Origin of the sequence: Bradyrhizobium sp. Arg237L (genome assembly GCF_029990105.1) — a bacterium.
Classification (GTDB): domain Bacteria; phylum Pseudomonadota; class Alphaproteobacteria; order Rhizobiales; family Xanthobacteraceae; genus Bradyrhizobium.
Genome location: NZ_JAQMIL010000001.1, coordinates 14,374 through 26,203 on the forward strand (window position 1 = coordinate 14,374; position 11,830 = coordinate 26,203).

At 66.0% G+C, this 11,830-nt stretch carries 8 protein-coding genes; 3 read left to right on the forward strand and 5 right to left on the reverse strand.

The window, feature by feature from the left end:
- The first annotated feature begins 45 nt into the window (after positions 1 to 45).
- Both OZ411_RS00070 and OZ411_RS00075 read left to right on the forward strand, forming a co-directional pair.
- On the forward strand, positions 46 to 1,506 hold the full coding sequence (locus tag OZ411_RS00070; RefSeq protein WP_282526273.1) for an ATP-binding protein: 1,461 nt from the start codon (positions 46 to 48) through the stop codon (positions 1,504 to 1,506).
- Positions 1,503 to 4,463: a bifunctional [glutamine synthetase] adenylyltransferase/[glutamine synthetase]-adenylyl-L-tyrosine phosphorylase gene (locus tag OZ411_RS00075; RefSeq protein WP_282526274.1), complete on the forward strand. Its 2,961-nt coding sequence runs from the start codon at positions 1,503 to 1,505 to the stop codon at positions 4,461 to 4,463. Before OZ411_RS00070 ends, OZ411_RS00075 begins: the two co-directional genes overlap by 4 nt.
- A 120-nt stretch (positions 4,464 to 4,583) precedes the next feature.
- On the opposite strand, the gene OZ411_RS00080 is transcribed toward OZ411_RS00075, so the two are convergent.
- Genes OZ411_RS00080 through OZ411_RS00100 form a run of 5 tightly spaced genes read right to left on the reverse strand, consistent with a single transcriptional unit; the run spans position 4,584 to position 10,535 of the window.
- Positions 4,584 to 4,796: a formate dehydrogenase subunit delta gene (locus OZ411_RS00080; RefSeq protein WP_282526275.1), complete on the reverse strand. Its 213-nt coding sequence runs from the start codon at positions 4,794 to 4,796 to the stop codon at positions 4,584 to 4,586.
- Entirely contained in the window at positions 4,786 to 5,616 is an 831-nt protein-coding gene (fdhD, locus tag OZ411_RS00085) for a formate dehydrogenase accessory sulfurtransferase FdhD (protein ID WP_282526276.1), read from the reverse strand. Before fdhD ends, OZ411_RS00080 begins: the two co-directional genes overlap by 11 nt.
- Before the next feature lie 2 nt (positions 5,617 to 5,618).
- Positions 5,619 to 8,495 carry a formate dehydrogenase subunit alpha gene (fdhF, locus tag OZ411_RS00090; RefSeq protein ID WP_282526277.1) on the reverse strand — a complete coding sequence of 959 codons (2,877 nt, stop codon included), beginning with the start codon at positions 8,493 to 8,495 and terminating at the stop codon, positions 5,619 to 5,621.
- A gap of 10 nt (positions 8,496 to 8,505) precedes the next feature.
- Positions 8,506 to 10,062, reverse strand: a complete 1,557-nt coding sequence (locus tag OZ411_RS00095) for an NADH-quinone oxidoreductase subunit NuoF (RefSeq protein ID WP_282526278.1) — start codon at positions 10,060 to 10,062, stop codon at positions 8,506 to 8,508.
- Positions 10,059 to 10,535 carry a formate dehydrogenase subunit gamma gene (locus tag OZ411_RS00100; protein WP_282526279.1) on the reverse strand — a complete coding sequence of 159 codons (477 nt, stop codon included), beginning with the start codon at positions 10,533 to 10,535 and terminating at the stop codon, positions 10,059 to 10,061. The genes OZ411_RS00095 and OZ411_RS00100 overlap by 4 nt, the downstream gene beginning before the upstream one ends.
- Before the next feature lie 237 nt (positions 10,536 to 10,772).
- Here OZ411_RS00100 and OZ411_RS00105 point away from each other — a divergent pair, with 237 nt between their 5' ends.
- Entirely contained in the window at positions 10,773 to 11,687 is a 915-nt protein-coding gene (locus tag OZ411_RS00105; RefSeq protein ID WP_130579997.1) for a LysR family transcriptional regulator, read from the forward strand.
- Positions 11,688 to 11,830: the final 143 nt, after the last annotated feature.

Consider the following 11,830-nt stretch of genomic DNA (forward strand, 5'->3'; position numbering starts at 1 on the left):
CTCAGACAGCAACGCGCGGCAGCAACAGCTTGGGTAGCATCATCCGTGACGGCATTCGGTAAACTGATCCGCACCACGGCGTTCCGGCTGACGCTGGTCTATCTGTTCTTGTTCGCACTGTTCGCCGCGTCGCTGCTCGGCTATTTCGCGTGGAATACGCGCCGCCTCATCACCGAGCAGATCACCTCCACCGTCAATGCCGAGGTCGGCGAGGTCACCGAGATCTACAACCGGCGTGGCCTGCGCGGCCTCGCGCTCACCATCGGCAACCGGGCGCTGCGGCCGGGCGCCAACCTCTATCTCGTGACCGCACCGAACGGGCAGGCGATCGCCGGCAATGTCGGCTCGTTGGCGCCGGGCGTGATGGGAATGGAGGGCTGGACCGAGACGGCCTATCGGCGGCTCGACGACAACGACAACACCGATCACCGCGCGCTGGTGCGCGTCACGGAGATGACCAACGGTTTCCGGCTGCTGATCGGACGAGATCTTGAGGAGCGGCGGCGGCTGTTCGGCATCGTCGCCAAAGCCGCGCAATGGTCGATTCTGGTCGTGGTCGTGCTCGGCATCGGCGGCGGCATCTTCGTCGCGCGGCGGGTGCTGCAGCGGATCGATGCCATGACCGGCACCGCGCAGCGCATCATGGCCGGCGATCTCTCCGACCGCCTGCCGGTCGGCCGCAGCGGCGACGAGCTTGATCGTCTTGCCGAAAACCTCAACGCCATGCTGGAGCGGATCGAGGCGCTGATGACGGGGCTGAAGGAGGTCTCCGACAACATCGCCCACGACCTCAAGACGCCGTTGACGCGCCTTCGCAACCGCGCCGAGGAGGCATTGGCGCGCGCCAGGAGCGAGGCGGATTACCGGGCGGCGCTGGAGCGCACCATTGAGGAATCCGATGGCCTGATCCGCACCTTCAATGCACTGTTGATGATCGCACGGGCGGAGTCCGGGCAGGCGCGCGGCAACATGGATGATTTCGACGCGGCCGACGTCGCCGCCGGCATCCATGAGCTCTATGAGCCGCTCGCTGAGGATGACGGCATGAGCCTGCATGTGAAGACCGCACCCAGTGCGATGCATGGCAACCGTGAATTGATCAGCCAGGCGCTCGCCAACCTCGTCGAGAACGCGATCAAGTATGGCAAGCCGGTGGTGCAGCCGATCGACCCGGAGGCGGCCGCCGCAGCCAAGGAAATCCTGATCGAGGCGCGGCGCGAGGCCGACTCCGTGCTGCTCAGTGTCACCGACCACGGTCCCGGCATTCCCGAGGCCGACCGCAAGCACGCAGTCGAACGATTCGTCCGGCTCGAGGCGAGCCGCACGTTGCCGGGTTCCGGGCTCGGGCTGAGCCTAGCCGCGGCGGTCGCGACACTGCACGGCGGCGAGCTCAGGCTCGGCGACGCCCGTCCCGGCCTGGTCGCGACGCTGGTGCTCCCGGCGCGGGCCGGCGCAGCCGACAGGCTTGCGGCCCAAACGCAGGATGTGCCACAGAAGGCGGCATGAATGCTTCCGCGCCGGGCTCCGCGGGACATCGTCTGGCCGCGCGGTTCGCGGACGGACCGTATGTGTCCGCGCCCATCCAAGCCGAACAGCGCCTGACAGACTGGCTCGCCGAACTCGAGCCGGCGCAATCGGCTGCGCTCGCCGAACTGCTCGGCTATCCCTTCGCCAGGCGCATCCTGCTCGGTATTGCGGAATGCTCGCCGTTCCTGTTCGAGCTCGTGCGCGTCGATCCGGCGCGGCTGATCCGGCTGCTCTCCTGCGACCCGGAGCCGCATCTGGTCGGCCTGATCGAAAAGACCTCGCACGACGTGTTCGCCGCCTCGGGCGAAGCCGAGGTGATGCAACTGCTCCGCCGCATGAAGGCGGAGGCGGCGCTCCTGATCGCGCTTTGCGACATCGGCGGCGTCTGGCCGGTCACACGGGTCACCGCCGCGCTGACCGACCTTGCGGTCGCCTCCGTGCAGTCGGCGCTGCGCTACCTGCTGCGTCAGGAGATGGCGCGCGGCCGCCTCCGTGCGCCCGACGCCGACCATCCCGAAGAGGGCAGCGGGCTGATCGTGCTTGCGATGGGCAAGATGGGCGCAGGCGAACTGAACTATTCCAGCGATATCGATCTCATCGTCTTCTACGATCCGGCCGCGACCTCGCTGGCCGACGACATCGAGCCGCAGCCGTTCTTCGTCCGCGTCACGCAATCGATGGCGCGCATGCTGCAGCAGCGCTCCGGCGATGGCTATGTGTTCCGCGTCGACCTGCGGCTGCGGCCTGATCCGGCGTCGACGCAGGTCGCGATCTCGACCGATTCGGCGCTGAACTATTACGAGCGGGAAGGGCGGACCTGGGAACGCGCCGCGATGATCAAGGCGCGCCCCTGCGCTGGCGACAGCAAGGCGGGCGAGGTGCTGGTTGCGGAAATCGCCCCCTTCGTCTGGCGCAAGCATCTCGACTTCGCCGCGCTTGCCGATGTCCACGACATGAAGCGGCAGATGCAGACCTACCGCGGCCAGAGCGAGATCGCGGTCGAGGGCCACAACGTCAAGGTCGGCCGCGGCGGCATCCGCGAGATCGAGTTCTTTGCCCAGACCCAGCAGTTGATCGCGGGCGGACGGCATCCGGAATTGCGGGTGCGGCCGACGCTCGAGGCGCTTACCATGCTCGCCTCCAGCAACTGGATCACCTTTGAGGCGCGCGACGAACTCGCTGCGGCCTATCAGTTCCTGCGCCGTGTCGAGCATCGCTTGCAGATGATCGCCGACGAGCAGACGCACACGTTGCCGGAGGATCCCGCGGCGATCGAGCGCTTCGCTCATTTCCTCGGTTATACGAGCAGGGCCACGTTTGCGATGGAATTGCTCGCGCATCTCAACATCGTGCAGGGCCACTACGCCAAGCTGTTCGAGGGCGACGAGCCGACCGGCACGGCAAAGCTGCCGAAGGCGAACTACGGCGCCGGCCCTGAAGACCAGCGGCTGCTCGAGCATCTCGTCAGTCTCGGCTTCGAGAAGCCGGTTGCGGTCGCAAAGACCGTGCAGCAATGGATCGAAGGCGACTATCGCGCGCTGCGCGTGGAGGCGACGCGCAACGCTTTCCTCGAATTCATTCCGGGCCTGATCGACGGCCTCGCGCATGCCGAGGAGCCGGACGCTGCGGTTGTGGCGTTCGACCGTTTCCTCGGGGCACTGCAGCGGGGCGGGCGGCTGATCACCCTGCTCAGCCAGAACCGCGACCTGGTCGCGCTGGTGGCGCTGATCCTCGGCGCCGCGCCGCGGCTCGGCGACATGCTGGCGCGGCAGCCGCAGATCATGGACGGGCTGATCGATCCGCGCTTCTTCGGCGCGATGCCGGACCAGCGCGAATTGTCGGAGCGGCTCGCGATCACGCTCAAGGACGCCGGTTCCTACGAGGACTTCCTCGATCGCCTGCGGCTGTTCGGCCAGGAAAGCTTGTTCCTGATCGGCACGCGGATCCTCTCCGGCACGGTGTCGGCGCAGCAGGCGAGCGTCGCCTTTGCCGACGTCGCGGAAGGCATCGTGCACACCGTGCATGGCCTTGTCACCGACCAGTTCGCCACGCAATACGGCCACATCAACGATCAGGAGACCGCGATTCTCGCCATGGGCAGGCTCGGCAGCCGCGAGATGACGGCGTCCTCCGACCTCGACCTGATCCTGCTCTACGACTACGACCACGAGCAGCCGGACTCCGACGGCGCCCGCGCGCTGCACGGCGCGCAGTATTTTGCCCGCTTCACCCAGCGCCTGATCTCCGCCTTCACGACACGGACTAATTACGGCGTGCTCTACGAGGTCGACATGCGGTTGCGCCCGTCAGGCCGCGCCGGCCCGCTGGCGTCACGGCTCGATTCATTCGCCGAGTATCAGGAGCGCGAGGCCTGGACCTGGGAGCACATGGCGCTGACGCGCGCGCGCGTGATCTCGTCATCGCCGGCGTTCCGCGAGAAGATCGAAGACATCATCCGTCGCGTGCTGACGCGCAAGCGCGATGCGGCCGCCACCGCCAACGACGTCGTCGAGATGCGTCGCGCGATCGCGCTCGAGAAGGGCGAGGACGACATCTGGGACCTGAAGCTCGCCGCAGGCGGCCTCGTCGACATCGATTTCATCGCGCAATATCTGCAGCTCGTGCACGCTGCCGAGAAGCCCGACATCCTCAGCGTTTCCACATTGCAGGTGCTCGACAACGCCGCAAAGCTCGGCGTGCTCGGCCAGTCGGAGGCCGAAGTGCTGCGCTCGGCCGCGCGACTCTATCATGACCTGACGCAGATCCTGCGGCTTTGCGTGACCGGCAAATTCAATCCCGAAACCGCCGGTGACGATCTGCTACGCGTGATGGCGCGGGCAGGCGACACGCCGGATTTCTCCGCCCTCGAAGCCGGCGTGCGCGAGACGCAAGGTGAGGTGAGGCGGGTGTTCAACGCGATCGTGGGTGGACGTTAGGCGGGCAGCCTGACACAAACTCGACGTCGTAGGGTGGGCAAAGCGAAGCGTGCCCACCATTCCGAGTAGAGTGCTTGATGGTGGGCACGCTTCGCTTTGCCCACCCTACAATTCCGTGGCTCAGGCCTTCTTCAATGTCTTGAGCGCCTCGTGGACGTACGGATCAAGCCCCGCGCCGCCGGCGTCGAGATGGGCGAAGATCGCCTTGCGCATCCTTGGGTCCCAGAACTTCTTGATATGCTCGGCGATCCCCGGCACCGCGCGCTCATGCCCCTGGTTCTGGAAGAACTTGCCGATCTGGTTGGCCATGTAGATCAGTCGGTCAGGCGACATGGACGGCCTCCCTGGCATCGGCGCGGGTCGCGATCCGCTCCGCATGCGTGAATACCTCGAACCCGTCGGTGCGCGCGATCGCCGCAAGCGTGATGCCGGCGGCGTCGGCCATGCGCACGGCAAGCGCTGTCGGCGCCGATACCGCGACCATCAGCGGCGCGCCGATGGTTGCCGTCTTCTGCACCATCTCGACCGAGACGCGGCTCGTCAACAGCACCATGCCCTCGCTGGTCGGCACTCTCGTCTGCGCCAGTGCGCCGGCGAGCTTGTCGAGCGCATTGTGGCGCCCGACATCCTCGCGCAGCGCGACGATGCCGCGCGCCGGCGTCCAGAACGCAGCGGCATGCACCGCGCGGGTCCTGAGATTGATCGCCTGCAGCGGCGCGATTGCCGCCATCGCGGCCATGATCTCGCGCGGCGAGAAGCTGCGGCCCATTGGCACGATCGCCGCCGGACGAACCGCTTCCGCGATCGAATCGATGCCGCAGATGCCGCAGCCCGTCGGGCCTGCGATGTGCCGCCGCCGCTCGTTGATCAGCGCGGCCTTTTCGGGCGCCAGCCACATCCGCAGCTCGATGCCGTCATCGAGTTCGATGACATCGAACGTCTCGATCTCCTCGGCGGACTGAACAATGCCCTCGCAGAGGCTGAAGCCGACGGCAAAGTCGCGCAGGTCTTGCGGCGTGCCCATCATCACGGCGTAGGTGCCGCCATTATAGGTCAGCGCCAGCGCCGTCTCCTCGGGGATCTGGCGCGTGCCTTCGCTCAGGCTGCCGTCGCGCCAGACCTGCCGTTCCGCGCTGGTGACGGGATCGTGCATCCTCACTCCGCGGCTTCCACGACCGGCGCGATCCGGCGCGAATGCTTCGCCTGCGCGTCATAGGCCTTCTGCCAGTCGGACGGACCGTTGGACGGCGAGACCTGGACTGCGGTGACCTTGTATTCCGGACAGTTGGTCGCCCAGTCCGAATAATCGGTCGTGATCACATTGGCCTGCGTGTCCGGATGATGGAACGTGGTGTAGACTACGCCCGGCGCGACGCGGTCGGTGATGAGCGCGCGCAGCGTGGTCTCGCCGGCGCGGCTCTTCAGGCGCACCCAGTCGCCGTCGCGCACGCCGCGCTGCTCGGCATCGTGCGGATGGATCTCCAGCAGGTCCTCGCTGTGCCAGACCACATTTTCAGTGCGGCGGGTCTGCGCGCCGACATTGTACTGGCTGAGGATGCGTCCCGTCGTGAGCAGCAGCGGGAAGCGCGGGCCGGTGCGCTCGTCGGTCGCGACATATTCGGTGACGATGAACTTGCCTTTGCCGCGCACGAAGCCGCCGATATGCATCACTGGCGTTCCCTCGGGCGCCTTCTCGTTACAGGGCCATTGCACCGAACCGAGCTCGTCGAGCTTGGCATAGGAGACGCCGGCGAAGGTCGGCGTCAACGCCGCGATCTCGTCCATGATCTCGGAGGGATGGTTGTAGTGCATCTCGAAGCCCATCGCCTTGGCGAGGCGGATGGTGACCTCCCAGTCGGCCAGCCCGTTCTTCGGCGTCATCACCTTGCGCACGCGCTGGATACGACGCTCGGCATTGGTGAAGGTTCCGTCCTTCTCCAGGAAGCTCGAGCCCGGCAGGAACACGTGCGCGTAATTCGCGGTCTCGTTCAGGAAGAGATCGTGCACGATCACGCATTCCATCGCCGACAGCGCCGCCACCACGTGGGAGGTGTTGGGGTCGGACTGCAGGATGTCCTCGCCCTGCACATAGAGGCCCATGAAGGTGCCTTCGATCGCGGCGTCGAACATGTTGGGAATGCGCAGGCCCGGCTCCGGGTTGAGCTTCACGTTCCACATCGCCTCGAACTGGTCACGCACCGCATCCGTCGCGATGTGGCGGTAACCCGGCAGCTCATGCGGGAACGAGCCCATGTCGCAAGAGCCCTGCACGTTGTTCTGGCCGCGCAGCGGGTTCACGCCGACGCCGGGACGGCCGATATTGCCTGTCACCATCGCGAGGTTGGCGATTGCGATCACCGTGGTTGAGCCCTGGCTGTGCTCAGTGACGCCGAGACCGTAATAGATCGCGCCGTTGCCGCCAGTGGCGTAGATGCGCGCCGCCTCGCGCAGTGCCTTCGGGTCGACGCCGGTGAGGATCGCGGTCGCCTCCGGGCTGTTGTTCGGCTGCGCGACGAACGCCGCCCATTCCTCGAATTCGCTCCAGTCGCAACGCTCGCGCACGAAGGCTTCGTTGACGAGGCCCTCGGTGACGATGACATGCGCGAGCGCGGTCATGACCATCACGTTGGTGCCCGGCATCAACGGCAGATGCAGCGCCTTGAGGTGTGGGGCTTCCACCATTTCGGTGCGCCGCGGATCGATCACGATCAGTTTTGCCCCCTGCCGCAGCCGCTTCTTCAGCCGTGAGGCGAACACCGGATGGGCCGAAGCCGGATTGGCGCCGATCACGATCACGACGTCGGTCTCTTCGACCGAATCGAAATCCTGCGTCCCGGCCGAGGTGCCGAAGGTCTGCGACAGGCCATAGCCGGTCGGCGAGTGGCAGACGCGGGCGCAGGTATCGACATTGTTGTTGCCGAAGCCGCCGCGGATCAATTTCTGCACCAGGTAGGTCTCTTCATTGGTGCAGCGGGACGACGTGATGCCGCCGACCGCGTCGCGGCCGTATTTCTGCTGGATCGCCTTGAACTTCGCGGCGGCGAAGGAGAACGCCTCGTCCCACGACACCTCGCGCCAGGGATCGGCGATCCGCTCGCGGATCATCGGTTTCAGGATGCGTTCCTTGTGGTTGGTATAGCCCCAGGCGAAGCGGCCCTTGACGCAGGAGTGGCCACGATTGGCCTCGCCGTCCTTGTACGGCACCATGCGCACCACTTCCTCGCCGCGCATCTCGGCCTTGAAGGCGCAGCCGACGCCGCAATAGGCACAGGTGGTCACCACGGAATGCTCGGGCTGGCCGATTTCGATCACCGATTTTTCCGTCAGCGTCGCGGTCGGGCAGGCCTGCACGCAGGCGCCGCAGGAGACGCATTCGGAGCCGAGGAAGCTTTCGCTCATGCCGGGCGAGACGCGGCTGTCGAAGCCGCGGCCGGCGATCGTCAGCGCGAAGGTGCCTTGCACCTCCTCGCAGGCGCGGACGCAGCGCGAGCAGACGATGCATTTGGCAGGGTCGTAGGTGAAGTAAGGGTTGGACTCGTCCTTCGGCATCCAGGCCGGATTGACCGCGCCATCGGACTTGGCGAACACATGGTTGTCGCCCTCATAGCCGTAGCGCACGTCGCGCAGGCCGACGGCGCCGGCCATGTCCTGCAATTCGCAATCGCCATTGGCGGCGCAGGTCAGGCAGTCCAGCGGATGGTCGGAGATGTAGAGCTCCATCACCCCCTTGCGCAGCTTCTTCAATCGGTCCGTCTGGGTGTGAACCACGAGGCCCGGCGCCACCGGCGTGGTGCAGGAGGCCGGCGTGCCGGCGCGTCCCTCGATCTCGACGAGACACAAACGGCAGGAGCCGAAGGCGTCGACCATGTCGGTCGCGCAGAGCTTCGGGATCTGGTGACCTGCGTCCATCGCCGCGCGCATGATGGAGGTGCCCTCGGGCACCGTGATGGGCTTGCCGTCGATGGTCAGCGTGACCATGGTCTCCGATTTGGAGCGCGGCGTGCCGAAGTCGATTTCCTCGATCAATGACATGGCGATTTTCCTATTCCGCGGCCTCTAAGCGGGCCGGTGCCGGGCCGAAATCATCCCGGAAATGCCTGAGGGCACTCAGCACGGGGTAGGGCGTGAAGCCGCCGAGCGCGCAGAGCGAGCCGAACTTCATGGTGTTGCAGAGGTCCTCGACGAGGGCGAGGTTTTCGGCCACGCGCTCGCCGCGGATGATCTTCTCGATGGTCTCCACGCCGCGGGTCGAGCCGATGCGGCATGGCGTGCACTTGCCGCAGGATTCGATCGCGCAGAATTCCATCGCAAAGCGCGCTTGCTTGACCATGTCGACGCTATCGTCGAACACGACGATGCCGCCATGGCCGATCAATCCGTCGCGTGCAGCAAAGGCCTCATAGTCGAACGGCGTATCAAAGAGAGCGCGCGGGAAGTAGGCACCTAGGGGACCGCCCACTTGCACCGCGCGCACCGGACGGCCGGTGAAGGAGCCGCCGCCGATCTCATCGACTAGTTCGCCGAGCGTGATGCCGAATGCGGTCTCGAACAGGCCGCCATGCTTCACATTGCCGGCAAGCTGGATCGGCATCGTGCCGCGCGAGCGGCCCATGCCGAAATCTGCGTAAGCCTTGGCGCCGTTGTCGAGGATGAACGGGATCGCGGCAAACGACAGCACGTTGTTGATGACAGTCGGCCGCCCGAACAGGCCCTTGTGGGCGGGCAGCGGCGGCTTGGCGCGCACGATGCCGCGGCGGCCTTCTATGCTTTCGAGCAGCGAGGTCTCCTCGCCACAAACATAGGCGCCGGCGCCGACGCGCACCTCGAGATCGAAACTATGTGCGGAACCGCCGATGCGCGCGCCGAGATAGCCGGCGCGCTTCGCCGCCGCGATCGCGGCATTCATCGCCTCGACCGCGTGCGGATATTCGGAGCGGGTGTAGATGTAGCCCTTGGTGGCGCCGACCGTGATGCCGGCGATCGTCATGCCCTCGATCACGACGAACGGATCGCCTTCCATGATCATGCGGTCGGCGAAGGTGCCGCTGTCGCCTTCGTCGGCATTGCAGACGATGTACTTCCGGTCGGCGCTGGCCTGCGCCACCGTCTTCCACTTGATGCCGGTCGGGAAGCCGGCGCCGCCGCGGCCGCGCAGGCCGGAGGCGGTGACGTCGGCAAGGATCTCGTCGGGGGAGAGCGTCAGCGCCCGCTCCAGGCCCCTGTAGCCGCCATGGGCGCGATAGTCCTCGACCGAGTGGGGATCCACCACGCCGCAGCGCGCGAAGGTTAGGCGGGTCTGGCGCTTGAGCCAGGGGATCTCGTCGGCAACGCCCAGCCGCAACGGATGCGGCCCGTCGGCGGCCATCGCATCGAGCAGGGAAGCTGCGTCCGCGGCGCTCACCGGGCCGAACGCGATCCGGCCCGCCGCTGTTGCGACTTCGACCATCGGCTCCAGCCAATAGAGCCCGCGCGAGCCAGTCCTGACGATCTCGATCGCAAGGCCGTGGTTCTCGGCGGCGAGCTGCAGCGCCGTCACGACCTCATCAGCGCCAACGGCGACCGCGCCAGCATCGCGGGGGACAAAGAGTCGCATCGTCATCGCTGCGCCTCCCTGACCAGCGCGTCGAGGCGCGCCTCATTGAGCCGGCCGACCACGCGGCCATCCAGCATCGCTGACGGCGCGGTGGCGCAAAGGCCGAGGCAGTAGATCGGCTCCAACGTCACGCGCTCATCGGCCGTGGTGTTGCCGAGCGCAACGCCGAGCTTGGCTTCCGCGCGCGCGGCCAGCGCGTCGCCGCCGGCGGCCTGGCAGGCCTCCGCGCGGCACAGCTTCAGCACATGGCGGCCTGCAGGCGCCTTGCGGAAATCATGGTAGAAGGTGAACACGCCGTGGACCTCGGCACGCGAGAGATTGAGCGTGGAAGCGACCATCGGGATCGCGGGCTCGGGCACGTGGCCGAAGGCTTCCTGCAGGGCGTGCAGGATGACCAGCGTCGCGCCTTCGAGCTCGGCATGCTCGGCGATGATCTCGGCGCCGCGCGCTTCGTTCCAGGGTTCGTAGGCCGATGTCATCCATGCCTCTCAAATCGGAGGGTTTTCACTCGCGCCCATGAAAGTTGGAATCGATCCAGATATCAATAAAGCTGTCTCATGCTGCGATCGTGAACAGCGATCGATTGGGATATGAAATCGATCAATATAGAAATAGAATTGGTAGCAGAACACCTTGTGCGGTACGGCTTTTTCTCGTGTTCGTCCCGGCTGTGATCGTTATATTCGAAGTGGCATGCCAGAGCTGATGAGGCCTTCTTGATCGACAAGCTTGAACTCCTGTTGGCACTCGCAAAGGAGCGGCATTTCGGCCGCGCGGCGGAGGCGTGCGGCGTCACGCAGCCGACGATGTCGACGAGCCTCAAGCAGCTCGAGGATCTCCTCGGCGTGATGCTGGTGCAGCGCGGTTCCCGCTTTCAGGGCTTCACGCCCGAAGGCGAGCGCGCGCTCGACTGGGCGCGCCGCATCGTCGGCGATGCCCGCGCGATGCGGGAGGAGATCAACGGGCTGAGGCACAAGCTCTCCGGCGAGATCCGGATCGCGGCGATCCCGACTGTGCTCGGCATGGTGGCTTCGCTCACCACGCCGTTCCGCGCCCGTCATCCCGACGTGCGTTTCCGCATCCAGTCCTGCACCTCGTCCGACGTGCTCGGCCTCTTGGAGAACCTCGAGGTCGATGCCGGGCTGACCTATATCGAGAACGAGCCGATCGGCAAGGTTCGCACCATCCGTCTCTATAACGAGAGCTATCGGTTGCTGACATCGCCCGACGCCATGTTCGGCGATCGCGACTCTGTGACGTGGAAAGAGGTCGGCCAGGTGCCGCTGTGCCTGCTGACGCCCGACATGCAGAACCGCCGCATCATCGATCGGGCACTTCGTTCAGTCGGGGCGGAAGCAACGCCGACGCTGACCTCGAACTCGCTGCTCGTGCTCTACACCCATGTGAAGACCGGGCGCTGGGCAAGCGTGATGCCGGCAAAGCTCGCGGAGACACTCGGCCTCGCCGACGCCGTGCGCAGCATTCCGATCGTCGACCCCGTGGTGAACTACAGTATCGGCCTGGTGATCCCGCAGCGCGACCCGATGACACCCTTGATCGCCGCCCTGGTTCAGGTCGCGCGCGAAGTCGCCCCCACGCTGGAGTCGGTATCTCCAAATCATAGTGCGTGACCAACGCGCCACCGCCATTGCTTGCGAAAGATGGCGGTGAGCCACGACGCTGCCGTGGGCGGTTTGTTATTGCCTGAATTGCGGCTCATGTTGTTGACGAGTTCCGGACATTTTCGTGGCTGCGCCGCGGCCGGGTGCGGAGT

Coding starts and splice junctions, on each gene's coding strand:
- fdhD (WP_282526276.1), bottom strand. CDS start 5,616: ATGCACGATCCCGTCACCAGCGCGGAACGGCAGGTCTGGCGCGACGGC.
- OZ411_RS00100 (WP_282526279.1), bottom strand. CDS start 10,535: ATGACATCGGCCTACGAACCCTGGAACGAAGCGCGCGGCGCCGAGATC.
- fdhF (WP_282526277.1), bottom strand. CDS start 8,495: ATGTCATTGATCGAGGAAATCGACTTCGGCACGCCGCGCTCCAAATCG.
- OZ411_RS00075 (WP_282526274.1), top strand. CDS start 1,503: ATGAATGCTTCCGCGCCGGGCTCCGCGGGACATCGTCTGGCCGCGCGG.
- OZ411_RS00080 (WP_282526275.1), bottom strand. CDS start 4,796: ATGTCGCCTGACCGACTGATCTACATGGCCAACCAGATCGGCAAGTTC.
- OZ411_RS00095 (WP_282526278.1), bottom strand. CDS start 10,062: ATGACGATGCGACTCTTTGTCCCCCGCGATGCTGGCGCGGTCGCCGTT.